Source organism: Streptomyces sp. NBC_00080 (assembly GCF_045041255.1).
Classification (GTDB): Bacteria; Actinomycetota; Actinomycetes; order Streptomycetales; family Streptomycetaceae; genus Streptomyces; species Streptomyces coriariae.
The window spans coordinates 378,085-405,009 of sequence record NZ_CP108236.1; the positions used below are offsets into that span (position 1 = coordinate 378,085).

19 protein-coding genes and 2 pseudogenes are annotated in these 26,925 nt (G+C 66.8%); 10 read left to right on the forward strand and 11 right to left on the reverse strand.

What is annotated here, in order from left to right; all coding sequences use genetic code 11:
- Window positions 1–198 precede the first annotated feature (198 nt).
- A protein-coding gene (locus tag OHU34_RS45415) for an IS5 family transposase (protein WP_142270025.1) occupies window positions 199–1,007 on the forward strand; the annotation gives its coding sequence in 2 pieces (ribosomal slippage) (window positions 199–546 and window positions 549–1,007; 807 coding nt in all).
- 496 nt (window positions 1,008–1,503) lie between these two features.
- On the opposite strand, the gene OHU34_RS45420 is transcribed toward OHU34_RS45415, so the two are convergent.
- The gene (locus OHU34_RS45420; RefSeq protein ID WP_142270151.1) at window positions 1,504–2,178 is read right to left on the reverse strand and encodes a bifunctional 2-polyprenyl-6-hydroxyphenol methylase/3-demethylubiquinol 3-O-methyltransferase UbiG; all 675 of its coding nucleotides are present in this window, start codon (window positions 2,176–2,178) and stop codon (window positions 1,504–1,506) included.
- A 7-nt stretch (window positions 2,179–2,185) separates the two neighbouring features.
- On the opposite strand from OHU34_RS45420, the pseudogene OHU34_RS45425 reads away from it, so the two are divergent.
- The 4 genes and pseudogenes from OHU34_RS45425 to OHU34_RS45440 form a co-directional block, all read left to right on the forward strand.
- Window positions 2,186–2,729: pseudogene (locus OHU34_RS45425) on the forward strand (transposase family protein); the annotation flags it as partial.
- Between the two features lie 267 nt (window positions 2,730–2,996).
- Window positions 2,997–7,580 (forward strand): AAA domain-containing protein, encoded by a 4,584-nt coding sequence (locus tag OHU34_RS45430; protein WP_235034796.1) that lies wholly within the window; start codon window positions 2,997–2,999, stop codon window positions 7,578–7,580.
- Window position 7,581: 1 nt separating this feature from the next.
- Complete coding sequence (locus OHU34_RS45435; RefSeq protein ID WP_142270152.1) at window positions 7,582–8,397, forward strand: hypothetical protein; 816 nt, start codon at window positions 7,582–7,584, stop codon at window positions 8,395–8,397.
- A 121-nt stretch (window positions 8,398–8,518) separates the two neighbouring features.
- Complete coding sequence (locus OHU34_RS45440; RefSeq protein WP_160160061.1) at window positions 8,519–8,656, forward strand: hypothetical protein; 138 nt, start codon at window positions 8,519–8,521, stop codon at window positions 8,654–8,656.
- Window positions 8,657–8,925: 269 nt separating this feature from the next.
- On the opposite strand, the gene OHU34_RS45445 is transcribed toward OHU34_RS45440, so the two are convergent.
- The 3 genes from OHU34_RS45445 to OHU34_RS45455 form a co-directional block, all read right to left on the reverse strand.
- Entirely contained in the window at window positions 8,926–9,138 is a 213-nt protein-coding gene (locus OHU34_RS45445; RefSeq protein ID WP_235034770.1) for a hypothetical protein, read from the reverse strand.
- Between the two features lie 745 nt (window positions 9,139–9,883).
- The gene (locus tag OHU34_RS45450) at window positions 9,884–11,305 is read right to left on the reverse strand and encodes an SAV_2336 N-terminal domain-related protein (RefSeq protein ID WP_142270154.1); all 1,422 of its coding nucleotides are present in this window, start codon (window positions 11,303–11,305) and stop codon (window positions 9,884–9,886) included.
- Window positions 11,302–12,702 carry an effector-associated domain 2-containing protein gene (locus OHU34_RS45455; protein WP_142270155.1) on the reverse strand — a complete coding sequence of 467 codons (1,401 nt, stop codon included), beginning with the start codon at window positions 12,700–12,702 and terminating at the stop codon, window positions 11,302–11,304. The genes OHU34_RS45450 and OHU34_RS45455 overlap by 4 nt, the downstream gene beginning before the upstream one ends.
- A gap of 247 nt (window positions 12,703–12,949) precedes the next feature.
- On the opposite strand from OHU34_RS45455, the gene OHU34_RS45460 reads away from it, so the two are divergent.
- On the forward strand, window positions 12,950–13,375 hold the full coding sequence (locus OHU34_RS45460; RefSeq protein WP_142270156.1) for a hypothetical protein: 426 nt from the start codon (window positions 12,950–12,952) through the stop codon (window positions 13,373–13,375).
- Window positions 13,376–13,379: 4 nt separating this feature from the next.
- Here the strand turns inward: OHU34_RS45460 and OHU34_RS45465 are convergent, their stop codons facing one another.
- The gene (locus OHU34_RS45465; protein ID WP_331733767.1) at window positions 13,380–18,425 is read right to left on the reverse strand and encodes a hypothetical protein; all 5,046 of its coding nucleotides are present in this window, start codon (window positions 18,423–18,425) and stop codon (window positions 13,380–13,382) included.
- A gap of 312 nt (window positions 18,426–18,737) precedes the next feature.
- On the opposite strand from OHU34_RS45465, the gene OHU34_RS45470 reads away from it, so the two are divergent.
- Entirely contained in the window at window positions 18,738–18,839 is a 102-nt protein-coding gene (locus OHU34_RS45470; protein WP_160160062.1) for a helix-turn-helix domain-containing protein, read from the forward strand.
- 124 nt (window positions 18,840–18,963) lie between these two features.
- On the opposite strand, the pseudogene OHU34_RS45475 reads toward OHU34_RS45470, so the two are convergent.
- Both OHU34_RS45475 and OHU34_RS45480 read right to left on the reverse strand, forming a co-directional pair.
- Window positions 18,964–19,182, reverse strand: a pseudogene (locus OHU34_RS45475) (helix-turn-helix domain-containing protein); the annotation flags it as partial.
- Between the two features lie 147 nt (window positions 19,183–19,329).
- Window positions 19,330–19,740: an ABC transporter permease gene (locus OHU34_RS45480; protein WP_142270159.1), complete on the reverse strand. Its 411-nt coding sequence runs from the start codon at window positions 19,738–19,740 to the stop codon at window positions 19,330–19,332.
- A 144-nt stretch (window positions 19,741–19,884) separates the two neighbouring features.
- Between OHU34_RS45480 and OHU34_RS45485 the strand changes: the two genes are divergently transcribed.
- From OHU34_RS45485 to OHU34_RS45495, 3 genes are all read left to right on the forward strand, one after another.
- Window positions 19,885–21,090 carry an IS256 family transposase gene (locus OHU34_RS45485; protein WP_235034797.1) on the forward strand — a complete coding sequence of 402 codons (1,206 nt, stop codon included), beginning with the start codon at window positions 19,885–19,887 and terminating at the stop codon, window positions 21,088–21,090.
- Between the two features lie 94 nt (window positions 21,091–21,184).
- Window positions 21,185–21,391 carry a hypothetical protein gene (locus tag OHU34_RS45490; RefSeq protein WP_160160063.1) on the forward strand — a complete coding sequence of 69 codons (207 nt, stop codon included), beginning with the start codon at window positions 21,185–21,187 and terminating at the stop codon, window positions 21,389–21,391.
- A 212-nt stretch (window positions 21,392–21,603) separates the two neighbouring features.
- On the forward strand, window positions 21,604–22,962 hold the full coding sequence (locus OHU34_RS45495) for a sialidase family protein (protein ID WP_331733771.1): 1,359 nt from the start codon (window positions 21,604–21,606) through the stop codon (window positions 22,960–22,962).
- Window positions 22,963–23,029: 67 nt separating this feature from the next.
- Here OHU34_RS45495 and OHU34_RS45500 read toward each other — a convergent pair whose 3' ends face one another.
- The 4 genes from OHU34_RS45500 to OHU34_RS45515 form a co-directional block, all read right to left on the reverse strand.
- Complete coding sequence (locus tag OHU34_RS45500) at window positions 23,030–23,695, reverse strand: response regulator transcription factor (RefSeq protein ID WP_142270161.1); 666 nt, start codon at window positions 23,693–23,695, stop codon at window positions 23,030–23,032.
- On the reverse strand, window positions 23,692–24,945 hold the full coding sequence (locus OHU34_RS45505; RefSeq protein ID WP_200840102.1) for a sensor histidine kinase: 1,254 nt from the start codon (window positions 24,943–24,945) through the stop codon (window positions 23,692–23,694). Before OHU34_RS45505 ends, OHU34_RS45500 begins: the two co-directional genes overlap by 4 nt.
- A gap of 181 nt (window positions 24,946–25,126) precedes the next feature.
- A complete protein-coding gene (locus OHU34_RS45510) occupies window positions 25,127–25,963 on the reverse strand; it encodes an ABC transporter permease (protein ID WP_142270163.1) in 837 nt (278 codons plus the stop codon).
- Window positions 25,963–26,883, reverse strand: coding sequence for an ABC transporter ATP-binding protein (locus tag OHU34_RS45515; RefSeq protein ID WP_142270164.1), 921 nt, complete (start codon window positions 26,881–26,883; stop codon window positions 25,963–25,965). Before OHU34_RS45515 ends, OHU34_RS45510 begins: the two co-directional genes overlap by 1 nt.
- Window positions 26,884–26,925: the final 42 nt, after the last annotated feature.

Consider the following 26,925-nt stretch of genomic DNA (forward strand, 5'->3'; position numbering starts at 1 on the left):
TCTAAATGAGACAGGAGCTTTGGTAAGGAACCCGGCGCATAACTGGTCTGCTGATTGCCGCAGAAGCCGTATTTCCGGCGGATCGCTTGGTTCGGCGCTTGCGCATGGTCGCTGAAAATCTCTATGAACCGCCCAAAAGGCGTATCAAACGCTCACTTAGACGTCGTTTCCTTTGGCGGGGGTTGTCGTTGTGTTCGTATGACGAGTCTTGCTGAGCATCTGGTCTCGGATGAGTTGTGGGAGTTGTTTCGGCGGGTGGTGCCGGAGACAGTGGTGGTGCGTCCGCAGGGCGGGGGCCGTCGGCGGGCCGGGGACCGCGAATGTCTGACCGCGATCGTGTTCGTGGCCACGTCGGGGTGCTCCTGGCGGCAGTTACCGCCGGTGTTCGGGCCGGCCTGGCCCACCGTCTACCGACGTTTTGCGCGGTGGAGTCAGCAGCGTGTCTGGGCCCGTCTGCACCGCGTCATCCTCGACGAGCTCGGTGCCCAGGGGGGATTGGACTGGTCTCGATTCGCCGTTGACTCCGTCAGTGTCCGCGCCCTCAAAGGGGGCAGCTGACCGGACCGAATCCGACCGACCGCGGCAAGTTGGGATCGAAAATCCATCTCGTCGTCGATCGTGCCGGCCTGCCTGTCTCTGTCGCCATCTCGGCCGCCAACACCCACGACAGCCTGGCCCTGCAACCCCTGGTCATGGGGATCCCGCCGGTCCGCAGCCCCCGTGGACCGCGGCGTCGCCGACCGGCAAAGCTCCACGGCGACAAGGGTTACGACTATCCCTACCTGCGGCGATGGCTCCGCGAGCGGAACATCGTTCCTCGCATCGCCCGCCGCGGCGTCGAGAACTCACAACGACTGGGCCAACACCGCTGGGTGGTCGAGCGCACCATGTCCTGGCTCGGCGGATGCCGCCGCCTCCACCGACGCTACGAACGCAAGCCCGAACACTTCATGGCCTTCACCGCCATCGCCACCAGCCTCATCAACCACCGCCGACTCACCAAGTGAAACAACGTCTTATGGGGGGTGTCGCGTTCGGCGTCGCGCGCTGGGGAGGCGCCCCTGTCTCAGAGTCGATCAACCGCGGGAGTTTCGTGGCCTTCAGCGTCATGATGCTGTTCGTCGCCCTCCTGGGCGTCCTTCTGCCCCTACTCACATGACCGGTTCCCTCACAGGCGCGGAGCCTTGGCTGGGCTTCCCTGGGGACTGGTGGGCGGGCTGCGCCGTCCTCTTGTGCAGCCTGCCACTCAGCCGGGTGTGATGACCGTCGAGCGTTCCCGGGTGCAGATCCCTTGCGAAGGAGGGGTTCCGGAAGGTGGGCGTCGGCAGCCCTCCCTGACTCTCCTGTCTACGCGGCGACACTGGTGCAGTACCTGCTACAAATGGAACAGTCGATTACCCATGCATCGGCCTCGCAGCCGTCTGCTGAAGCTTGACGGTGTCAGCGAACCACTCACCTTGTCCTGAAGTGCGGGTTCGCAGCGAATCGGTATCTTGAGAGACGTCAGGCGTACCAGGCCCGCACCAGCAGTGTGCCCAGTGCCGTTGGCTCGGGATCGGGCAAGATCCGTGCGTCGATGTCGATGAAGCCGTGGCGCTTCAGGATGTCAGCCCACTGTTGCGCGGTGTACTGCCACCGGTACACCGTCAGCTCTGCCTCGCGTCCTTCCAGCCACTTCCCGCTCATCTTCTGTGCGCCGTGCTGGCCGGTGATCGGCTCACGGTGGGAGAACGCGAAGACACCGCCGGGCTGTAGGCACTTGGCTACAAGAGGGAAGAGATCTTCTGGGTTGGTGAACCACGCAGCGCCCCACGTTGAGTAGATGGCGTCACCACTGGCGCAGGTCGTCACGGAGGAATGCGCAGGCTTCGGGGTGGACGAATTCCAGCCCGGGGAGGCCGGCCAGAAGCTCCGTGCTCTGTTCACCTGGACGAGAGAGAAGTCCACGGCGGTGACGTGGACGCCGCTGCGGGCGAGGAAGGCGGCATTTTCTCCCTCCGCCGGCCCCAGGTCCAGGGCGGTTGTCGGCGAGTCGAGGAACTCCGAACCGGGCCCATGCCCCGCAATGCCCGTCCACTCGAAGCGTTCCGCCGCCGGGCGCGGCTGGAGGTCCTTGCCGCGATGCGGCCTGTACGTGTGCCAGTACTCGGCTGAGGTCTTGGGAGCGGCGCTGGACATCGGTCCCCAGGCCCTGGAGGTGCTGGCTTCCTGGGCCCCAGGGCCTCCACGAAGCCCTTACCGGCCTCGGTGAGGACGACCACGTCATCGTTGACGGCACACTGATCCCCACCGACCGCGTCCGCGCCGATCAGCCGTACTACTCGCAGAAACACAAGAAGCACGGCATGAACGTGCAGGTCATCGCCCGCCCGGACGGCACACCTCTGTGGTTCTCCCGCGCGACACCCGGCCGAACACATGACCTGACCTCGGCCCGCGCCCACGGCATCGTCCAGGCCTGCCTGACCCGACAGATCCTTGTGCTGGCAGACCGCGCCTACCAGGGCGCCGGCGGCACCTTCCGCACCCCGTACTACCACCACAGCGAACAGCCCGAGCACTCCCAGCAGTTCAACCGCGACCACGCTCGACTCCGAGCCCCCGGTGAACGCGCCTTCGCCCGACTCAAGTCCTGGCGCATCATGCGCCGAGCACGCTCCTCCACCCGCCGCATCAGCCGCACCGTCCAAGCCATCCACGTGCTACTGACCTGCGATTCCTCAGGATGAAAGAGGTTCAGTGAAGTAATGGTTGTGGCCGGAAGGAATACGACACACAACCGGGTCGACTGCCTCCGCTCACGTGTGATCGGTGTTGAGCGCCAGTCTGCCGTGATGCCGGACGCTCGTCGGCGACTCCATCGGCCACGAAAAGCATTCGGGCAGGAAGGGCGCTGTGTGTCGAAAAATAGCCTTGCCTGAGGCATGCAGTATTGCCTGACTTGCGGCGGTCATGAATTCTAGAAGGCTTGCCAGGGTGGCAGGCGTTTGGGGGATGTGATGGGCCGCCTGACGGTACGCGATGGCAGCGATCCCAAGGCCATACGCGACACTCGCGTGTTGGTCGACTGTCTGCAGGAGCTGGTGCGAGGCGCTACCCACCGGCCCGTCAGGAACTGTGCCAAGTACTCAGAGGTGGTGTGGTTCGCGGACGTTCCCGAAGGGCTCGTCCGCCGTTCCCCGGACGCCGACTCCCGGATCATGGTGGTCAAGCACCGTCCCCCGCTTGAAGCACCACGGTTGCCTGCGATCCTGCACGGCCGTGTGTCGGTCGAGGCCGCTGCCATTGCTGCAGTGGAGCCTCCCCAGCTGATCGACGACACGTCGACCGATGGTGAGCAAGCCGAAGTCCCGGCTGGCGAGGGCGAGATACTCAGCGTGTTGGACAACGGCACGTCGGAGGTTAGCAAGGCGTACGAAGCCTGGGTCGGCCGATGGAGGCGGTGGGCGCAGGAGGAGTTGGCGGCCGAGCCGCAGCGTCGTCTGCATCAGCAGCTGTACCGGATGGCCAAGAAGATCCAGCAGGACGGTGACACGTTCGAAGTCGTCCTGGCGGTGGGACTCTTGCAGCTGGGGGCCGAGCGCGTTTCGGCTCGGGTGCGCAGGCATATCGTCACTGCCCCCGTCACGCTCACGGTTGATCCGAATTCGGTCAGCATGACGGTGTCCCTGGTGCCGGGGCAGGCTGGCCGTCTGGAAGACACGGAGTTCCTCAGCGAGTCCGACGGCTACACCTCGGAGCTGCTGGGGGTTGTGCGTTCCGATATCGATGACGTCGCCTTCCACCCGTTGTCGGAACGGGCGACGGAGGCCTTGCGCTCGTGGTCACAGCGAGCCTTCGGAGTCGATCGTACGCTTCCATTCGACCCGGGGAGGGAGCATCCCGACCTCACCGCGGACCTGCAGGTGCGCTCGCTGCATCACGCGCCGGCGCTCATCCTCCGCGAGCACGGCCAGCGCTCGGTACTGGGCTTCTTCGAGGGCATCGCCCGAGCCTTGAAACGCCCGGGAACGCAAGCTCCTCTGGGGCTGGCGCAGCTGCTGTACGACCTCGAACCGGAAGAACGTATGGCCTGGCGGAGCAGGAGCGGCTCCGTCCCTCCGGCACTGGGCCCGGAACCATTGTTCCCGATGGTCACCAATGCTGCCCAGTTGGATGTTCTGGACAGGCTGCAGCACGACACCAGTGTGGTGGTCCAAGGGCCGCCGGGGACCGGAAAGACCCACACGATCAGCAATCTGATCGCAGCGCTTCTCGCAGACGGGAAGCGGGTCCTGGTCACCAGCGAGAAGGGCCAGGCCTTGAAGGTGCTGCGGGACCAGCTGCCCGCCGGGCTGCGTAGCATGTGCGTCATCCAGCGCGATCATTGGCAGGGCGGCAGCTCCGATCTGCGCCAGTCGCTCGGCGCTCTGGCCCACCTGAGCGCGACCACGAATCCCGACAGGCTTCAGCAGCGTATTGAGGCTCAGCAGATGCAGCGCCACCAGCTTATGGCGGAACAGACCAAGCTGCGGGAGCGCCTGCGGGCGGTGCGAGAAGTCGAGTGGTACGAGCACCCTGAGATCGCGCCGGGGTACCGCGGTCGGCTCGACGAGATCGTGCAGGCAGTCGAGCGCGGCACCGTCGAATACCAGTGGCTGCCGTCCCTGCCTGCCCAGCCGGAGCAGCTGCCGCCTTTGACCACGGATGAGGCGCAGCGGCTGTGGCTGCTGGTCACCATGCATGGTCCAGGAATCCTCGACGCGCACATCCACTACTGCCCCGATCCCGCCACCCTGCCGAACCCTACGGATGTTGCCAGCCGCATCAGCGAACTGGGAGGGGCCGAGGAATCTCTTGGCGCGGAGCCCGTCACGCCGCTGGCCCAGACGCTGGCCGACCACGGCGACGCGGAACTCACGGTCCTGGAATCGCTGATCGACCAAGCCCAGCAGGCCCTGCAGAGTGTCGGACTGTCCGCGGACCCCGCTTCTTGGCACGAAGAGATGTGGTCCACCCGTGCACTTCAGGACGGCCTCGCACGCCGATGGCAGCAAATGTGGGACAGCATCCGAAACGCCTCACAGCGTGCCCAGCAGACCCAGCAGGAGATAGCGGCTGCCTCCTTCCCCGAGGTGGAAATACCGCAGCTTTCCGAAAGCGGGGAGAAAGAGCTCCTGATCAGCGGCCGCAACGTGGAGCAGTACGCTCTGCAGGGCGGGCAGTTGAACAAACGCTGGCCCCGGCCGGCCGTTCTCAAACAAGCCCGTGTCTTGCTGGAACAGTGCCGTGTCGAAGGCATGGCCCCCGCTGGCCAAGAGCAGATCGCCGCGGTGGTGCGCCATCTGGAGATGCGCGCCCATGCCCGTACCCTGCGCGGCCGATGGGCAGGCGTCGGATCGACCGTCGGACAGGATACTGCCGAGTTGCTGGTATCCGAACTCCTGGACCGAGCAGCTGTCTTGCAGGCCGTCGACACGTGTGTCAAGGTCATCCGCCAAGTCCACGCGACCCTGTTGGCCAGCGGCATCCCGGCATCGGTCACTACCTCTGAACAATGGCAGGACATCCGCCACGCCACGGCGCGGGCCCGGCAGCTGCTGCGGGTCAGGGCGGCAGGCCGACAGCTCGACGAGCTCCTCGCTGGCCTTCCTCAGCCACAACCCCACGCGGTCGCGGAACTCCAGCATGCGGCTGATGCGGCAGCCGCCCGCGACGCGCAGGCTTACGCGCTGGCCGTGGACGCGCTGGCGGCGGCGTACCAGCGCGAGGCGGACCGGCGCGAGACCGGCAAGCTCTTCCAGCGCCTGAGCGAAGCCCACCCCGAGCTGGCACAGGCATTCGCTGCCGATCCTCTCACTGCGCACTGGCGCGCCCAGTTCACCGCATTGGCCCAAGCCTGGGCATGGCGTCAGGCACAGGACTTCCTCGACACGTTTCTGCTTACCGGACGTGAAGAGCAGTTGGAAGGGGAGCTGGCACAGGTCGAGGCCCGACTCAACCACCTGGTCGAACAACTCGTCTGCGACCGTGCGGCCCTCCATTGCGTAAGCCGGATGACCACGAAGCACAAACAAGCCCTGGCCGCCTACGCCAGCGCCATCGCCAACGCCGGCCAGGGAACAACGGAGTACGGCAAACGCCATCAACGCCACGCACGCTCAGCCATGCAGACAGCCCAAGGCGCGGTACCCGCGTGGATCATGCCGCTGAGGCAGGTAGCCGAAACGATCAGCCCGGAACCGGACTCCTTCGACGTCGTGATCGTCGACGAAGCAAGCCAGGTCGGTCTGAACGGACTGCTTCTGCTTTGGCTCGCCCCGCGGATCATCGTCGTCGGAGACGACCGCCAGTGCGCGCCCTCCTACACCGGCAGCAAGCACGACCGGATCACCCAGATCTTCGACGAACGCATGGCCGCACTCGAGCCCTGGCAGCGCGAAGGCTTCGACCCCAAATCCAACCTGTATGAACTGCTGTCATCCCGGTTCACCGAGGTCATCCGCCTCACCGAGCACTTCCGCTGCATGCCCGAGATCATCAAGTGGTCCTCCATGCAGTTCTACCCCGACAACCAGCTCATCCTGCTGCGCCAGCACGGCTCGGACCGGCTCCCCCCGCTGAAAGTGGTCCACGTGCCCGAGGGTCACTGCGAAGGACGCAGGGACAAGCTGATCAACCGGCCAGAAGCAGAAGCGGTCGTCGACCAACTCCACCGCCTCACCCAGGACCCCGCCTACGCCGACCGCACCATGGGCGTCATCATCCTGCGCCAGGGCGACCAGACTCGGCTCGTACAAGACCTCGTCGACCAGCGCATCGACATGCCCGCCCGAGAACGACACAACATTCAGATCGGCACCCCCGAAGAATTCCAAGGCGACCAACGCGACGTCATCCTGCTGTCGATGGTCGTCGACGGCCGCAACGTCATCGCCGCGACCGGCCGCCACCACGAACGGCGCTTCAACGTGGCCGCCAGCCGAGCCCGCGACCAGATGTGGCTCTTCCACTCCCTGACCGCCGACCAGCTCAGCAGCAAGGACCTCCGGCACTCCCTGCTCACCTACATGCAAAGCCCTCCCCCGCCCTACACCCACGCCCACCAGCTGGCAAACGTCAGCCCAGACCAACTCTGTGCCCCCTTCCAGTCGCTCTTCGAACAGCGCGTCTTCCTGTGCATCAAGGCACACGGCTACGACGTGGTGCCACAGTGGGAAGTCAACGGCAAATACATCGACCTCGTCGTCACTGGAGACCACGGGCGCCTCGCCGTCGAATGCGACGGAAGCCCCTACCACTCCACCAAGCAGCAGATCCACGACGACGCCGAGCGGGAACGAGAACTGCGCCGCGCCGGCTGGACGTTCTGGCGCGTACGCAGCAGCGCCTTCGCGCTCTCACCGGAAGAGGCCTTGGCTCCTTTGTGGAAACGCCTGACCGACCTGGGCATCCACCCGCGCACGACGCCGGAGACATCCACGGAGGACACCGGATCTCACGCGTCATGGACACCGGTCGGACTGGCCGAAGCCGAACCCGACGATGAAGACATCGACCCCTACGACGGTGAGCTGGACGACGACGGCGAGGCAGCCTGACATGGAAAACTTCGACGACGGCACCCTCGACGAACTCGCCGCCATGGTTTGCGGCGATGAGCCCGGCATGAAACGCCGGCGTGGCTGGGAACTGGCGCTCTTCCTCCGGCGGGCCGGCTGGGAAGACGTCCCCGACCACGACGGCAGTCCGCGCCAGCGCTGGATCCTGGACCTCCTGCGCGAACGGAAAGAAGACGATGCCGGAGACATCGAACGCGTCGTCCTGCGATTGGCCGACCGTCGCGAATATCAGCAGCAGCCCAGCGAATACGACCCTGTCCTCGAACGCCTTCAGGAAGTCCTGGCGCTGGAAGGCCGTCGCATCGACTACCGCAACGGCCAGCCCGTTCTCGTCGAGTACGACCCCGACGAGCCACCCCGCCTACAGCGGGTGGAACTCAAAGTAGCCATCACCGACATCGTCGACGACCCAGACCTGGCCCGCGCAGTTCAACTGCGCCTTGATGAGGCACACATCTGCCAAGAACACGGCGCCTTCACATCCGCGGTCATTATGCTCGGCAGCCTCCTCGAGGGCGTCCTGGTCCACGCAGCCGAAGTCAGGACCGCAGGTGTGCCGCTTCCCAAGCCACTACGCGCCACCGGGTTGCAGGATCTTGTCCAGCACGCGCACACCAATGGGTGGATCGACCAGGATGCCAAGATGGCTTCGGAGCTGCTCCGGACGTACCGCAACCTGGTCCACCCTCTCGCGGAAAAACGAGCCAAACACAGCGCAGACTTCGACACGGCCGATTTGTGTTGGTCGACGGTCAACGCTGTTCTCAACGACCTGGCGGCAAGTAACCGACAATAGAGGTCGGTAACGGCGTTGACGGATTTTACCTCTTCGAGCGGTCGACCGGTCTCGGACCGTTGGTGTGCGGCGGCATGGTCGCGCTTCTGAGCGTTGTTCAGCAATCCCGATACGCTCGCGTTTGCTCGCCAGCCAGAAGGATTGCCTCGCCGAGGCGATCACCGGCGAGGGTGGGGAGTGGGACGCGCAGCGCTCCGTCGCCGCGCTCCACGAGATCGGCCACGCCGTCGACAGGAACTTCTTGTCCCGCAGGTTGTAGAAGCTCCGGAACCGTCGGTCCACGGTCGACTACGGCTTCCTCGGGCAGTGGATTGACCCGCGGACCGGGAAACGCGGCGTCGCATGCACCCAGCGACGGAACGAGGAGATCGACACTCGTTCTGGCGAGGCCGGGAGTTCACCTCGATCGAGCGCATACCTGCAGCTTGTGCTCGTCACGGAGGCGCTGGTGGGTCGTCGAGACGGTCACCGTCCCGAGCAGGCTCTTGATGTAGTCGCGGTGCTGGTCGATGTCCGGCCAGACTTGCCTCAGTCGTCTGTCGATGAGACCGGGAACCACTCCTTGATCAGTTTCGACCAGTCCGCCTCGCTCATCGGCGGGCCGCCCGGGCTGATCCCGGCCGGTTCCGCCGGGGCCAGGTACTTCCTGACCGTCTTGCGGTCCACTCCCAGCGACGCGGCCAGCTCGCTCTTCGAGCGGCCTGCGTACCAGTGGACGTAGATCTCGGTGATGTCGACCACGACGAACGCTCTTCTCGCCAGCCGGGCTGCCCATCGGCCATCCGAACCACGGGACGATGAACTCGAGCGGCTCCGCGACGACCAGGTCCCTCGATCCCGACCTCCGCGCTACCCATGGCCAATTAGGATTCGGGATGGGGAATTACATGACGCTCAAACCGCCCGACCTGGGGAAAACTCGATCGTCGACAGGCCCGTAGCCAGGAGACGACCCCCAGTACGATCAGCGCGAGGGCGACGATCGGCGCCACACATCCGAGCAGATACCTGGCAGGCAGGACGAGCTCCTCGGTGAATGCACCACGCTCGTATGCCGTGGCAAGGCCGTCGGCACCTTTGGGCAGGCCGCAGACGTCGCGGGGACGGCGCCGGATCTGGTGGAGGCGGGGCAGGGTCATCGGCCATGGAAGTCTCCTGGCGTCACCTGATCGAGGGCTCCAGGTGGTGGTGCGGTCAGGTAAAGGGGGCGCAGTGGAGGTCGACGATCGATACCAGGGCGAAGGGACGCCCCGGCCTGGAGACAGAACAGGTGCGCCACCGGTCGTGGCCCCCGGGGACCGCTCCTGTGACGGTTCCTCCGGTCGCTGCAACGGGCCCGCGTGAACCGCCCGAAGACTCACGCAAGCGCTTGCTCCATCCGTTGAAAGCAGCAGGCCGGCGGCCGCCTGGCTGCGCAGGCTGAAGGCGGATACGTGCAGCCTGGCAGCCGTCGGCCGGAGGCAGGAGCGCTGAGGGGAGGTGCTGCCTATGTGCTGTCGAGCCGTGCGCGTAGGGCGCCGGCCACGGCGCGGTGGGCTGCTGTTTCGCCGGAAAGAGCGGTCAGGAGGGAGTGCTCGATCTCGAGGTAGGGAGCGGTGCATTCGGTGATGGCGGGGAGTGCTTTCACGGTGGGCTGGCGCATACGTTCGCTGATGCCTTGAAAGGCGGGAGCGTAGGGGGCGAGGTAGGTGTCGAGCAGCCCAATGGCTCGGTGGGTCTGGCTGGATTCGCCCATGGCGAGGAGGTTTTGGCGAACCTCGGGCAAGAAGTCGAAGGTGATCTGGCCGTAGTCGTTGCCTTCCCCGATGGAGGGCTCAAGGCTCACGAGGAGTCCGCTGGTCAGAACGGCGGACAGGTCGCGAGTGGTGGCTGCGGGGGCGAGTTCGGTTGCGATGAGCTGCATGACGAAGCGGTTCAAGGGGGCAACGGCGAGCAGGATGGCCAGGTTGAATGCGTGCTCGGGTGCGGTGGTGTGGAACTCCGCGATGAGTTGACTGGCGTCGGGTGCATCGTCCTGGGCGCGGGTGGGTGCAGGCACTACGGCGTTCGGGGGAACAGACATCGTGACAGTCAGGGCTTGCTGGTGCACGAGAAAGTTCGTCAGGAGCAGGCGGGTCCACTGGTCGAGCCAGCGTTTGCGGATCTCGAGTACGGGGATGACCATGCTCTGGTCCCGCGCGCCTGCGGTGCTCGCCTGGGCGGCGCTGTCGTGCTCGGTGGGGGCCGTTTCCAGCTCCCTGTTGGGGCACCACTCGCGCACCGCGCGCAGCTGCATGGGCTGTGCGGGGATGCCGGACAAGGACCAGTGGTGGTGCGGCAGAACGTGCAGGATGGCGACGGTGTGCGACGAGGCCCATTCGTACAGGTCCGGCCAGAGCAGACGGCGTTTCCAGGCCGCTCCGACACCGTCGGTCAGCACCAGAGTGATCTTCGAGCGCTCGGGAGAGAAGCGCTCGGCCTGCAGGGTCGGGCGGTCCGTCGGGCGGAACAGATCGTCACAGCCTGCGGGTCGGCGGTTGGCCATTTCGATGACCTGCACGCTGTGGAAATGCGGCAGGTCGCGCAGGCACGCAGCGATCGCGTTGGCTGCCGGGTACCAGGCGGTCATGGACGGGCTGGTGTCGATGACCAGGACCAAGTCCAAGCCGGGCGCCGCGGGGGCGTCGTCGGGGCCCTCGGGAGGGTCGTAGATGCTTGCGGCTGGCCGGGTGGGAGTTTCTCCCATCAGGCTGAGCGGGCTCAGCGCTGAGGCCGCGTTCTCCGCAGGTGCTGTCGGTGCGACCGTCGGCCAGTCGTCCGGGGCCTCCAGGAAGACCGGATCGAAGGACAGGGGACTGCGCCATCGATGGTCCACCGCGGGGATCGGTGCGGCGGTGATGAGCCACGGCTGCGCGTCGAACAAGGTCACAGGGGTACCACCGCGTCCGGTGATGTGAGTGCTTTGAGCACGGGGCGTGGCTGGTTCGGGTCGTCCCACAGCAGCGTCAGATCGCTCAGTGGTCCGGTACCCAGGCTGTCCGACTGGTGCTGCAGCTCGCCCAGGCGTGCGGGTAGATCGGCCAGGGAGCCTTTGGTGAGGTCGCGCACGTGCTGGCGAAAGGATCGTGAGGTGCAGTCGCTGCGATGCCATAGGATCGCCGGTGCCCCGGCGCGGATGCCGTCGAGGAGCTGCCGCCGGCCTTCTTCTCTGTCCGGTGGAGTGTTCAGCACCAGCAGTCGGCCGGGGGCCGGCGGGCCAGGCAGGGTCTCAGTGTCGGGGGCGGGATCCTGTGTGCCGGAGTCGTGACCTGCGATCAGCTGATCCCACTGCTGTTTCCACGCGGAATGCGTGGTTTCCAGGCTGTCTCGGTCCAAGCTGCGCACCACGACCCGGTAATTCGACGTCCCCGCGGCGTTGCGGGCGGGACGGCACCACTGGGCGACCGGCAGGTTGGCCAGCATCAAGGGCAGCCAGAACTCGACGGTGAGCGCGGCCGGACGGCCGATGTCGGCCAGAGACTGTTGCAGTCGCTGATGGACGTGGTGGCCCAGGTCGTGACGGCGTACCCGTTCGTCGCCTTCGCGCATGGGGGGTGATTGTCCGCTCTGGCCGTCCTGGTGCCACACCTGAAGGACGCAGTAGTCCTCGTCCAGGCCGTCCGCCAGTAGGACGAACATGACTCGCCCTGTGCGTTCGGTGCGGGGCGCCGCAGGTGTGGCCTTGACGCGGGCGCGGCATCCGGCCAGCTGTTCCTGCAGACCCTGGGACTGGGCGTAGGAGTCGGCCCAGGCGCGCAGCTCGTCCTTGGCAGCGGCTTCCAGCTCGGGAGCCAGGTGTTCGAGGAAGACCAGGAAGACGGGCAGGCCGGTGGGCAGTGCGTTGCGCCGCAGCAGATACAGCACCACGCTCCACGCGTCGGTGCAGTGGACGGGTAGGTGCACGGGGAACGGTTGCAGGCATGTCCGTGCGATCATCCTCGCGCTGGAGACTGCCTTGCCTTCCAGTAACTGTCCGAGCACGTCAAGGTCCTCGTCGCTGAGCCGGGCGCTGGCCACCCGCCAGTCCGACAGCACTCTCAGTTGCGCCGCGACTTTGTCATCGCCGGTCACCGTGCCCGCGATCCGTGCCAGGGCGTCGGCGGACTCTGTTGCTTCCCTGTGCTCCATGCACCGTGCCACGATCCACGACAGATGCTCCTGTGCCAGCTGTGTGGTGGATTCGTCGTCGGAGAATGTGCGGTTGAGCGCGTGGGCCAGCATCCTTGCCAGAGCTCTGCGGGTGGGGGCGTCGGACAAGGACGGTGACGTACACAGCACGTCGACCATGGCCCTCTCCAGCGCCTTGGGCGGCGCCACCCCCAATACGGCACGCCAGTAATGAACTGCCCTAGAAACCCCCATGACTGCCACCCCCCAAGAACAGCCTGCTGTGCTCGTGTCTGCTGCGCAGTCTGGCCGTCACGTATGACTGTCCGGCCTCCGCGCTGTTGCGGACAAGACACAAATCAGCTGATTTTGACGTACCGGTGGAATCTCTGGTCACAGCGGTGCAGCGATCGGCGAAAATCGAAGCATGGGGGATACGAGCACCTGGGCCGCCTGGGCTGCCGCGGCGACGAGCCTTGCGACACTGGTCGTCACCACGGTCGTGGGAGGCCGCCGGGAGCAGCATCGATGGGCCCGCGAGGCGCTGACGGATGCGTTTGTGGCGTTTCTGGAAGCCAGTTGGGCCCATTCTGACGCGGTGCGCTCGCTGCCGACGCAGGCCGGCGCCGAGTCGGCCCCGACGCTGGCTCTGTACCAGGAGATGCGCTCGCAGCTGACGCGGCTGCGTCTGCTGACCTCCGAGGAGGTGCTGCGCACGGGCGAAGAGCTGCTGCGTTGCCAGCGCCGTGTGCACGACGCCCCGCCCGGGCCGGAGCGGACGGCCGCGATGGCCGACGCCTCTGCTTTGCGGCGCTCGGTGGTCGATGCCGCCAAGAAGGAGATGGGTCTGTGATGCGTCAGATGACATAGCGCCCCAGTCTGTCCTCGATACCGATGCGAAGCTCTGTCAGCAATGCGCGTGTCTGAGAAGGCAGCTGCTTCACACTCATTTCCATGCTGAGCGACTCCGCTACCTTCGTGAAATACGGATCCGGACCCATGGATGTTCGAGGACCTGGCAGCCAGTGATTGACAATATTGCGCACGGATGACGCGAGAATCGGGTCCTCCCGCATGCACAATGCCCCCAGCAGGGGCGCCAACTGACCCCAGTAGCCAAGGGCCACCAGACGGGCCCGTTCCATGCTGGGGTGCATGTCACCGGTACCCCGCCCCATTTCCTCGAGCGGACCGGTGATCGTTGCCGCGTCCAGATCCGGGTCGTCCAGCGCGGCCAGCATGCCCAGGTATCCGATCGCCGTGACGGCGTGGGCTGCCAGCGTGACCTCGACCAGACCATGGATGCCGTGTGCATGCCGGATGACGGTCTGCTGGTTGTAGTCGTCGCTCGCGACCTGCCTGATGAACGGCAGTTCCTCAGGCAGCCCGGCACTCGCCGCCAGCAGAACGAACTGGTGGGCAACGGGCCCGTCCGCAGTCGAGGGCTTCAGATCTCCCAGGCGCCTGCGCAGGGCCGGCGCCAACGGCATCGGCTTCACATAGGGTGCGTCGAGCAACACGTCCGCACTGCCCAGCACCGACAGCAGCGCAGCATCGGGCCCCTTGGAGCGCCAGGAACGCAACCGGCTTTGCTCGCCGAGGAACAGCGGAATCTCCGCCCTGGGCGGCAGCGCACGCCGCCACGTCGTGCACCACGGCCAGTGCAAAGCCTCCTGAGCCAGGCCCTGTTGCGCCAGCGCATGCTGCACCCGCAGCGCCAGACGCCGGCCCGTTTCCTGGTTGAGGGTTTCCGCTGCGCTGACAAAGCTGGACACCGCTTCGACCATCGCAGCGTCCATTCCTGCCAGGAAAGGCTCCAGCAGCTGTTCCAGCGCCTTGTGCCCCTCGGGGGGCAGACAATGTACGAATGCTGCCACCACAGAAAGGGAACGTGCCGACCCCTGCGCGGCAACCTCGGAAAGCAGTTCCACACTCACCACGTCCCTGGCCGCCAAGATGTAATGCGCGGCAATCGCACATACACCTTCATCGCCGAAAACCAGGAGCCGCTTCCACCGAACGGAATCCATGCCCACCGCATGCAGCGTGCTCTCATCGAGGAGTGCAGCAACCGCCGACGTCATCGACTCGCCCGCCCTGTGCGCGGTCACGGCCCGCTGCAGCATCTCCGCCCAGGCGGGGCATTCAGCGAGCCCGGCCCGGAACCGGTACTTCAGCAGAGTCTCGATGTCCCCAGCCGCCGCCAGTTCCTCCAGCACCTGGAGTCGTTCAGCGTTCAAGGCATCCGCGGTCTCGGTGTCGGCCGTGGTGCGAAGCGCCTCGTCGACGGCGCTGAGCCGCGAGCCGCACCCTGTGGTGTATGCGCGCTGACGGGCCCGGTCGGGACGCAGACCCAGCTGTCTTAAAGCCTGCCAGGCCTGGGACAAAACCTCCCAGGGCCGGCCCGGCGTCACATGGGCCCACGCATAGCCTGCAAGCTCGCCCAGCCGCGCCACCTGGATGCTGCGCAGGGCACGCACCGTGATCCCGACGTCAGCTCGCGCCCCTTTCCCCGCATCCAGGAGAGTGCTGACGACGTCCGTCAGACGTAGCGTCGCCCCGGGGACAGACCATTGATGCATCATCACCAACCCGTCCAGCGATGCCTGCACCGCCTCTGCCGGACTCTGCGACGAGCAAGCGATCTTGACGAGGACGTCTTGGGCGGAGGGCACACCGTACTTGGCCAGAGCGTAGGCAGAACGTTTCCACGCCGGGGCGCCACTGTAGGGAGAACGCAACACCTCCTTCTGATGATGCAAGAAGGCATGGTGGACCTCCTGCGTACAGTGGTCCGGTGCCGCCTGCAAAAGCAGTGCTCCGTACCACGGGCTGGCTTCGACGCCCGCCGTCACGACCGCAAGCACGCAGCCGGGATCAGTGCGCTCGTCGGCGACCAGGAACACGGCCGTGTCCCGCCATCCATGCCTGAGGATGCGCTCTCTCACCACCGGCAGCTGATCGGCCGGGTACTGCTGGAGGGCGATGGCCGCGCAGTAGGCCTGCAGCAGCGGGTCACGGAATCGGATCCGCTCACCGGACTCCATGACGACACTGGAATGCACCAGCATCTGCAGCATCTGCTCCACGCCCAAGGGCACCACGTTCAGCTCTTCGACTGCTTTGCGAAGGACGGCAGTTGCCTGCTCCCGGCTCAAGGAACCGGCGGATCCGAGTTCTTCTGCCAACTTGCCCAGTACCGTCAGCAGGCTCTCGAGTGGTGCCGAGGCGGCAGCTGCGTGCAGCAGGTGCTCCAGATAGGTGCGCAGTAACCCACCGATGTTCGCGGGAACCTGACCTGTCTCGGCTAAATGGTGCACAAGCAGCCGCAAAGGCTGGGGCTTACCCGCCCAGTCCCGCAGCGCACCTGCTGCGGGATCGGCGAACAAACGGCTGTCCAACTCGCCGAGCGGTTCCTGCCAGCTCTCCGGAAGGCGTCGGCGCAGCACTTCGGTCGCATAGGAGCGCGCTGCACCCTCGCGCACCTTATGGATCACCACGGTCGGCCACTTGAGAACCGCCGGATGGAAATCGCCCGCCCGCTGGCACACCAGCAGGCGCAGCCGGGGCTGGTTCGATGACAGCCGTCTGATCCAGGCGAGGATCTTGCGCTGGTCCTGCTCCGCCACGTCGTGCAGTTCGTCGACCGTCAGGTGGACAACGCCCAGGGACACCAGCTGCTCCAGGAGCCTTTCCGTCAGCATCCCGCCTTCGTCTGCCAGTTGCAGCAAGAACTTCGTGACCGTGCGCTCTTGGCCTTGACGCTGCTGCAAGAACTTCATGATCTGCTCGGCGGTCGCGTGCAGCGGCAGCAACACGCTGCGGTAGTGCGGGTGGTGCTCCGCCGTTGTTCGCAGACGGAACTCACGGGCAATGCGCGACGTGCCACCGCCGGGCTCCGCGATCAAAATCATGGCCGGGTCCTGCATGAGCAGGGCGAGACAGTCACGTGCCTGCACGGTCAACGCGCCGTTGCCCTGGCGCACGTAGGTTTCTCCCGGGGCGAGCTGACGTCCTTCCAGGTCGATGTAGGGGTCGTCACCCCAGCCGGCGTCCTCCGACTGGGCAGCAGCCGAAGAGCGTTCGTGCAGAATGCGCCGGACCTCCCGCAGAGGCCCCGCCGATAATCGCTTGATCACTCTGTTGCGCAATGCGGGGTCCGCCGCCGCAGCAGCCTGGACCAGCAGGCCTTCGGTCACCGGATCGCTTTGATTCCCGCAGAGCAGGACACGCGCCACGACATCCAGGTCCTGTCGCGGCCAGTGGGAGAGAGCGCCTTCCACGCCGAGGAATTCACAGGCCACGCCTGCGGCTGCCGCGGTGACCTGTACGCGTTCGGGCTCGTCGAGCGAGTCCCACCGGAAGGTGCGGCAAGCTGAGAGGACCAGGTGCTGGAAGTAGTGCCGTGACCAGGGCGCGCGGCACTCGGAGGGCACCACCGACCAGATGCCGGACCGCAGCCGCCAAAGAATCAGCAGACATCGGGCCAAGGCGGGATTGTCCTCGCCTGCGGCCTGCGCGAGCAACTCGGCAGCCGACGCGAGGTCCGACTCGCTCCAACCGGGCCGTAGCAGCGTCAGCAGGCCAAGATAGCGCTGGAGGCGGACCATCTCTGGAAACGACAGATGCGCGGCGATAGAATCACGCAGGATGCACGTCTCCAGCCAGGTGACGTCGGCAAGCGTGAAACCCTCCCGGCTGAAGGTGGCACTGTCGATCAGGTACGGGACACGGCCCGACAAGATCACATTTCTGGGGTTCAGATCCCCGTGCACCGCCGTGCGCATGCGAGGTTCCGCATCCGCGACCAGAAGAGTGTGCAGAGCCGCCAAAGGGTGCCCGACCGTCACCCCCTCGTACTGAAGCGTCTGAGCACTGCCATCCTCGGTGAAGCCGTTGCCGTCACCGAAGTGCTTCTGGAGGAAGGCCGACCACCGCTCGGCACGCACAGAGGTCAACTTGCCCTGCACTTCGACAGTCTGGCCGGCCCGTACTTTATTCAACTGCTGAGGCAGCTTGGCGCTGTCGGCCAGTTCCACCTGCACCCGGGTTGCGTGGAACGTCCCCCGTACGAAGTCGTCCTGCCTGATTACGCTTTCCAGCGTGAAGTCCGCGCGCTCGTCCACCCGCAGGGTTCTGCCCTGACCTGGCGGGGACGTGGAGCTGCGCAGGACTTCCGAGGACGTAGGCCGGGGGTAGGCCTGGCCGGGCTGCGGATTGCCGTACACGAGGCGCAGCTGGGCACCCGTGCCCTCGATCTTGTTGACCGTGACTTTCAGGTCGTCGCCCAGACCGCGGTTCTCCGCTTCGAGGTCGATGTGCTCGCATTGGGCGGTGTGGTACAGATTCGAAGACAGCGATTCCAGCACGGTGGTGAGCGTCGTCGTGCAGATTTCGAGATGTGCAGGCGAAGTCACGGCTGCGGTGACGAGATCTTCCAGCGCCTCGAGCTCCCCAGGAGCGTGGTTCCAGGCGCTGACATGGCGGTACACGACCACGCTGCAGGGTGCCTCCTGGCCGCGGTTGGCGTGTACGCCTTTACTGACGGCGACAATCGGAACATATAGGGTGGAGTCGAAAGTCTCCTTGAGAGTCTGATAGGCCTTCCATTCCTTGAGGGCCTCGTCATAGGGCATGAGCTTCGCTGCCTGAAGCGAACTCGCTCTATTTTTCCGTGTGACGAGGATCTTCAGGACGTCTGCTCCGCCGCGGCCGCCGGACAGGCGGCCGTGTACTTTCACCGACTGGATATCGGCCGGCCATACGCCCTGATCGCGGCAGTGTTGTTCGGAGGCGTGCGTGTCGCTGCTGACCGCCACTCCCAGCAGCGCGTCCTTGACGTGGGCCTTCTTCTTGTCGCTGAAGCCGCAGGCGGAATCGAACGAAATCTTCGGCTGCCCCACGCATCCCCCCGCACACCGGTGCACGCCAAGGAGAGTTCCTCACCGTGCAGAAGCGACTACGGGCGGTAAGTGTAGCGAGGTTCCGGTGTCAGGCGGCTCGAATGCCGGATTTCCCCCCACGATGGCTCAGCAGGCGCGTACCGACGCGCCATGGCCGCTGTGACGAAGCGCGGTGACGGGTGGGTTACTGAGCTTTTCGGGTTGCCTTCGGGTGGTGACGTTGAGTGATCCCTGTGGTATGCCGGTGTCATGCGGTATGCGGATGGTGGGGGCCTGACTGCCGAGCGGCGGGCTACGCGTGAACGGATCCGGATGGAAGCCGGCCGTAGGTTCGAGCGGGGTGACAGAACGTCGGACATCGCCAAGGACCTGCGGGTGAGCGAGCGTTCAGTCGAGCAGTGGCGGCGCAACTGACCTGGAACCGGCGGCCGATCAGGATCCTGACGCGTTCCAGTGTCCACCGCTGGTCCTCCCAGCCATGCGACGCCGGCCCCTTCGCCAGCTCCTCCTCCAGCAGAGCGAACCGCTCATCCGACAGCTTCGGCAGCTTCGCGGGCCCCTTCGACCTCAGACCCTCCAGACCGCCCTCACGCCAGTTGCGCCGCCACTGCTCGACTGAACGCTCGCTCACCCGCAGGTCCTTGGCGATGTCCGACGTTCTGTCACCCCGCTCGAACCTACGGCCGGCTTCCATCCGGATCCGTTCACGCGTAGCCCGCCGCTCGGCAGTCAGGCCCCCACCATCCGCATACCGCATGACACCGGCATACCGCAGGGATCACTCAACGTCACCACCCGAAGGCAACCCGAAAAGCTCAGTAACTCGGCGAAGCACCGATGCGCGGTCGAAGCCGAAGTGTCGAAGGTTGGCGGCAGTTGCTGCCATGTGTAGTCCGTCGTGGTGTCAATCCAAGCCTGAGGTGCGCCCGCGGCGCACCTGCCAGCGGTAGTACGTGATTGCGCACATGCCGACCACGATCAAACCGGCAGCACGGGCCGCTTCGATCGCAAGGTCACTGCCAACCGGAGCGCCGCTTTCCACGACCTTTCGGGCCGCGCTGAGGGCGTGGTACCCCGGGACCCAGTGCGCAGCAACCGTCAGCCATGTCGGATAGGCGGACGGAGGAACGAAGAGGCCCAACGCCAGCGAAAGGAACCACATGGCGAGGTTGATGACGGTGAAGATGTCGCGCACGCAGAGAGCAAAGACACCAAGAAGCATGCCGAGGGCAGCGCTGGAGAGGGCCCCGCACAGCAGGCATCCCAACAGAACAGGCAGCACGTCGTCCGGCAGTCGCACATCGAGGAGCAGCATGCCGAGGGAGTGTAAATCTAACGGCGGATCCGACGATCATGGGAGAGACGTCAAGTGACTTACACCGCCGTGGAGTTGGAGACCGTGGAACCTGTCGAGATTGCCCCGTCCGGGCAGCCCGTGTCTGACGAGCAACTGGTCGCGATGCTGGTGGAACGGGCCCGGTCGGAGGGATTGCAGCTGACCGGGCAGGGCGGGCTGCTGCAGCAGCTGACCAAGCGGGTCCTGGAATCTGCTCTGGAAGGTGAGATCACCGATCACCTCGGCTATGAACGCCACGATGCTGTCGGCCGGGGCAGCGGCAACTCCCGCAACGGGAGCCGGGCCAAGACCGTGCTGACCGACGTCGGGCCGGTGGAAGTGAAGGTGCCCCGCGACACTGCCGGCAGTTTCGAGCCGCAGATCGTCAAGAAGCGACAGCGACGCCTGACCGGCATCGACGAGATGGTGCTCTCCTTGTCCGCGAAGGGCCTCACGCACGGAGAGATATCAGCTCATCTCGCCGAGGTGTACGGCGCCGAGGTGTCCAAGCAGACCGTCTCCACCATCACCGACCAAGTGATGGAGGGCATGGCCGAATGGCAGAACCGCCCCCTCGACCGCGTCTATCCGGTCCTGTTCGTGGACGCCATCAACGTCAAGATCAGGGACGGGAAGGTCGCGAACCGCCCCATCTACGTGGTGATGGCGGTGACGGTGGACGGCACCCGCGACATCCTCGGCATCTGGGCCGGCGACGGCGGCGAGGGCGCCAAGTACTGGCTGCACGTGTTCACCGAGCTGAAGAACCGCGGCCTGGACGACGTGCTCATGCTCGTCTGCGACGGGCTCAAAGGACTCCCCGAGGCTGTGGAAACCGTCTGGCCTCGCACAATCGTCCAGACGTGCGTCGTTCATCTGCTGCGGAATTCGTTCCGTTACGCCGCCCGCCAGGACTGGGACAAGGTCGCAGGGGCCCTCAAACCCGTCTACACCGCACCCAGCGAGGACGCGGCGACGGAGCGGTTCCTGGAGTTCCAGGAATCCTGGGGCCGGAAGTATCCGGCGATTGTGAAGCTGTGGTCGGACGCCTGGGCCGAGTTCGTGCCCTTCCTCGCCTTCGACGTCGAGATCCGCAAGGTCATCTGCAGCACGAACGCGATCGAAAGCGTCAACGCCCGCATCCGCAGGTCCGTCCGCGCCCGCGGCCACTTCCCCAACGAGGCCGCCGCCCTCAAGTGCATCTACATGGCCCTGATGAGCCTGGACCCGACGGGCAAGGGCCGCAAGCGATGGACCATGCGCTGGAAAGCACCCCTGAACGCGTTCCAGATCGCCTTCGAGGGTCGCCTGACCCCGAGCAACAACTGACCACTCAACAACCAAGATCAGCCGTTAAATTGACACACCCCCGCATGACTTCGACCTCGCCCCACCGACCGGCGTTGGCCCGTTGCGGATCGGTATGACCTTCCATCACCCCCTGGTCGGCGAGATCACCCTGAACTTCCAGGGCATGCAACTCGAAGGCAGCCCCGGCCACCGCCTGGGCGTGTACGTCACCACCCCAGGAACCCCCGAACACGACGCCACGGTGCTTCTCGACATGGCCGCACCCCGAGCCGCCCAGATCCCGGCGGCAACGGACAGGCAGTCCCCCCGGCAGCCTTGAGTCGAGGGTCCGCCACCCCCCGACCGCAGCGACCGGGCCGTTCGGGGGACGGCGTCCCTTTCCTCCGTGGTACCGCGGTCCCACGCAGGCGAGCCGATTGTGTCCCGCGGTCCCACGGACGCCGCTGTGGCCGTCCCTAGCCTGGTGCGGGATCCGACGCCACCGATGGTGACGCCACCCTTCCTGAGCCGTCGAACCACACTAAGGACTACATGGTGCTGTTCAGAAGTACGTCCACGAAGTTAAGCGCGGCAGCCCTCTGCGCGTTGTTCCTCCTGTGTGAATCACCTGCCGCGACGGCGGCGCAGAACGGTGCGGGCCCCGCGGCCGTTCACGAAGTCGACGTCACCGACCTGCCGGCCACCAAAGAGGGTCAGCCGACGGTGGCGGTCAATCCGAGAAACCCGAAGAACCTGGTGTTCGTCTCGACGATCTTCCCGCCGGCGCCCGGCCTGGAGCCGGTCGCCGGCGGCTGTTTCCTCGCCTACTCGAACGACAGGGGCGACACCTGGACCCGGGCGGCGTGGCCCCTGGGCGACGCGGCGCCCAAGTGCGGGGAACCGAGCGTGCAGTTCGACGCGAAGGGGACCGTGTACGTGGACAACAACCAGGTCAGCTCGGGCCTGGACGCGAACCTGGTGAACCACAACCAGGTCGCGAAGTCGGAGGATGGGGGCAAGACCTGGTCCGATCCGGTGTCCACGCCGCTTCTGCTCGGCGGTGCCCCGAAGATGCGGGTGGACGTCGCGACGGGCAGGGTCTACGCGGTAGCGGGAGCGGCGTGGGAGTACCCGAGCGCGGTCTCCGTCAGCGCCGACGGCGGGGAGACCTTCAGCGGCGACTCGCGGGTGATCCCGGGCCCGATGCCCTGCATCGAGGTGGCACCGGGCATCCCGCTCGTCTGCGGCTATCCGGGGCGTGAGATCGCCGTGTACGGCGGGATCCTCGTGTCCGCCTCCCAGGAGGCGGGGCAGCCGGTGAACTTCCACGTCAGCCATGACGACGGCAAGACGTGGACGAACACGACGGTCAACGACGGCCTGGGCACGCCTGTCGCGGCGGGCACCGGTTCTCTGGTGCCGGTTCCGGCACGGGGTGCGGCTGCCGACCCCGCCCCGTGGGTTGCGGCCGATCCCTCCCACCGCGGCCGGTTCGCCGTCATGGTGCCCCGGGACTCCAGCACCTTGGAGGTCTACGTCACCCCCGACGCCGGCAGGACCTGGACCGGGCCGGCGGTCATCTCCACTCCGAACGCCCAGCGGCCGGCGATCGACTTCGGCGCCGACGGTGATCTGGGTGTCATGTGGCGGACCGTCACGGGTGACGCGTTCTCGGTCGTCTCGTTCGACCACGGACGCTCGTTCAGCGCGCCGGTGCAGGTCAACCATGTGACGGAGCCGGTGGGGGAGATGGGTCCTCCCGGTGACCGCTGGTCGGGGATCACCATCGCCGGCGGGTACGCGTACGTCACGTGGGCCGACGGGCGCAACAACTCCTCCCTCGATTCCCTCATCAGCCGGGTGCCGCTGAGTCTGTACAGGAAGCGCCCCGCCCCGAAGGCGACGCACTGACGGGGTGACCCATGACAATGCTCCGCCGAGGCGCCTCGGCGGAGCATTGTCATGCAACTGACAGAAGTCATGGGCGGGGAGTGACCAGTCCCGCGTCGTAGGCGACGATGACCGCCTGGATGCGGTCGCGGGCACCGACCTTGGCCATGACCCGGCCGACGTGCTTCTTCACGGTGGACTCGGTCAGCACGAGACGGTCGGCGATCTCCGCGTTCGTCCACCCCATACCGATCGCCACGAGCACCTCGTGCTCGCGTTCGCTGAGCGCGGTCAGCCGCGCGTCCGTATGGCGCTGGGCGCCGGGCGCCAGGAAGTGGTGGGCGTGGGCGTCGAGCAGGCGGCGGGTCAACCGGGGTGACACGACGGCGTCGCCGGTCGCGACCGCGTGGATTCCGGCGAGGAGTTCCGGCGGCCTGACGTCCTTGAGCAGGAATCCGCTGGCCCCGGCGCGCAGGCCGGCGTAGGCGTACTCGTCGAGGTCGAAGGTGGTCAGGATGAGCACGCGGGTGCGAGCGCCGGACGCCACGATCCGGCGGGTCGCCTCGATGCCGTCGACACCGGGCATCCGGACGTCCATGAGGACCACGTCGGGGCGCAGGTCCGCTGCCATGCGGACGGCCTGCACGCCGTTGTCGGCCTCGCCGACGACGGTCATGCCGGGGGTGCCGTCGAGCAGCATCCGGAAGCCCATGCGGGGGAGTGGTTGGTCATCGGCGATCACGATGGTGGTCATGGCGTGGGCTCTCCGGATGTGGCCGAGGCGGACGGATCCATCAGGACGTCTACGATCCAGCCCTGATCGTGGTCCCGAGGTCCGATGGTGACGGTGCCGTCGTAGAGCGCGGCCCGTTGGCGGATGCCGACCAGGCCGTGGCCGGTGTCCCCGCGGGGAGCCGTGGGCCGTTTCCGCGGCGGTGAACCGGTGTCGGTGACCCGGACGCGCAGCCTGCTGCCCTCGACCGTGACCGTGACGTCGGCGGTGGCGCCGGGGCCGACGTGTTTGAGGGTGTTGGTCAGGGCTTCCTGCACCACACGGAACACCGTGAGCTGCACACCGCGGCCCAGCCCGTCGACCGGTCCCGCGGTGCGGTAGGCCACTGGCAGACCTGCCGCGCGCACCCGGTCGAGCAGCGGCTCCAGGTCGCGGATGCCTGGCTGCGGGGACCGAGGCGTGCCGTCGTCCTCCGATTCCTGGGAGTCGCGCAGGACCCCCAGCACGCGACGCAACTCGTCCATCGCCTGCCGGCCGGTGTCGCCGATGAGATGGAGTGCCTGCTCGGTCCGGCCGGGGTCGCGGGTGGTGAGCGCGGCGGCGCCGTCGGCGAGGTTCACCATGACCGACAGGTTGTGGCCGACGATGTCGTGCATCTCCCGGGCGATCCGCGAGCGCTCCGCCGCCGCCGTCAGCCGGACGCGTTGGTCGCGCTCGATCTCCAGCCGCGCCGCCCGGTCCCGCAGCGCCGACAGGTACAGGCGGCTGATCCGAAGGGCCAGGCCCAGGGCGACAGCACCGATGCCCGTGCCGGCGGACAGGATCAGAAAGGCCACCGGATTGGCCGCCGGGATCACGGTGACCACGAGCAGCACCCACCCCGCCACGGTGACGGGCAGCGCCCAGCAGATCGCTCGGAGCGAAGCGTGCAGGGCGAGGTTGTACAGGGTGATCAGCAGCACGGCGGCGGCCGCGGGGCCCAGGCCCAGCGACCACATGACCGGGCACACCACCAGGCAGACGCCGAAGACCGCGGCGGGGGCGCGGCGCCGCCACCACAGCGGCACCACCAGCACGGTCGCGATGCCCAGCACCACACCGACGGGCAGTCCGGACCCCACCGGGCGCGCCACCGGATGCCCCGGGCTGTGCACCAGCAGATCCGGCGGCGCCGCGGCGGCGACCAGGACCACCACGGCGGTGTCGAGCAGCCACGGACGCCGCCGGTCCGCCACCCGCAGACGGCTCAGTATCCGCAGCGACGTCCGCATGACGGGGTGCGCCCAGACGGCCTCGGCCCCCGGGCCGGCACCTTCCGGCCCGGGGGCCGGCCCGGTCGAGGGCGACGCCGCTCCTGCCCGAGCCGACCCGGCCGAGCGGGAAGCCGTCCCCGCCCGACCGGAGTGGCCCGACCTTGTGTGATCCATCGGCTCCATCCTGGGGGACGGCCGCTCAGACGTCACTGTGGCGCAGCCGGTGAGCCGCACCGGCCAGCAGCAGTACGGCCCACACCAGCAGCGCCGTCGCACCCGCTCCGGGGCTGACCAGAGAGTCGCTGGACTCGTGCAGGGTCATCACCGACTGGCCGGCGTTGCTGGGCAGGTAGCGGCTGACGGTGTCCCCCAGCGAGCTGGGCAGCAGCCCGGTCAGACCGGGCAGCACGAGCACCACGCCGGCCAGGATCGCGATGCCCCCCGCGTTGTTGCGCACCAGCAGGCCGACCGTCACGCCGTACACACCGACCAGACCCAGATACAGGCCCGCACCCACCAGGCAGCGGAAGACCCCGGGGTCACCGAGGGACAGGGCGATCTCCTCACCGTCCAGGGAAGCGCTTCCGAGCAGGAACGAGACCAGGGCGCCGACGGTGGACGTGACGAAGGCGATGGGGCCGTAGACCGCGCACCGCGCCCACAGCACGGGCAGCCGGCCCGGCACGGCCGCGAACGTCGAACGGACCATCCCCGTGCTGTACTCACCGGCCGACAGCAGGACACCCAGCGCGCCCACGGCCAGTGCCGCGAGGTTGGTGCCGGCCAGCGCCAGGGTGAGCGCCGCACCGGATGCCGCGTCCTTCCCGCCCAACGGACCGCTCGGACTGTAGAGGGCGGCAGCGATCACCCCGATGACCACCAGGAACAGCACGGCCACCCCCAGCGTGATCCAACTGGAGCGTAGCGACCAGAACTTGGACCATTCGGAACGGACCACCCGTCGGCCGGTCACGCGGTACACCGGACGCGCCGGCGTGGGGGCGGTCGTAGCGGGTGTGACGGTGTTCGTGGTCATCAGGCGGCCCTCCTGGCGTCGCTGCTGTGGTACTCGACCGCGTCCTGGGTCAGATTCATGAACGCCTCCTCCAGGGACACCGACTCGGCGACCAGTTCGTACAGCGGCACCTGATGCTCGGCGGCCACCTGCCCGATCCGCCGCGTGTCCAGGCCGCGGACGACCAGTTGCTCGGCACTCGCCGAGGTGACGGTGACCCCCGGCGCCGCAAGCAGCGAACGCAACCGCGCGGGCTCGCCGGTGGCCACCCGTACGCCCCTGTCCTCGCTCTGCTCGACCAACGCGTCGACGGTCGTCTCGGCCAGCAGCCGACCCCGGCCGACCACCACCAGACGGTCGGCGGTCTGCGCCATCTCGCTCATCAGATGTGAGGAGAGCATCACCGTGCGGCCCTCGGCGGCCAGTCCGCGCAGCAACTCCCGTACCCACCGGACGCCTTCGGGGTCCAGCCCGTTGACCGGCTCGTCCAGCATCACCACCGCGGGGTCGCCCAGAAGTGCGGCGGCGATACCCAGCCGCTGCCCCATCCCCAGCGAGAACGCCCCGACCCGCTTGTGCGCCACGGCGTGCAGTCCGGCCAGGTCGATGACCTCCTCCGCCCGCCGACGCGACACGCCATGGGTGTAGGCCAGCGCCATCAGATGGTTGAACGCGCTGCGGCCCGGATGCACCGCCTTCGCCTCCAGCAGCACCCCCAACTCCTGCAAGGGCGCGCGGTGCTGGGCGTAGAGTCTGCCGTTGACCAGGGCCGTGCCGCTGGTCGGCGCGTCCAGGCCCACGATCATTCGCATGGTGGTGGACTTGCCCGCCCCGTTGGGTCCCAGGAATCCGGTGACCTGTCCCGGTGGGGCGGTGAAACTCAGGTCGTCCACCACCGTCCTGTCCCCGTACCGTTTGGTCAGCCCGCGAACTTCGATCACAGCGCCACTCCCCGATTCCGGCCCGGCCTCTCGCCGGATCAC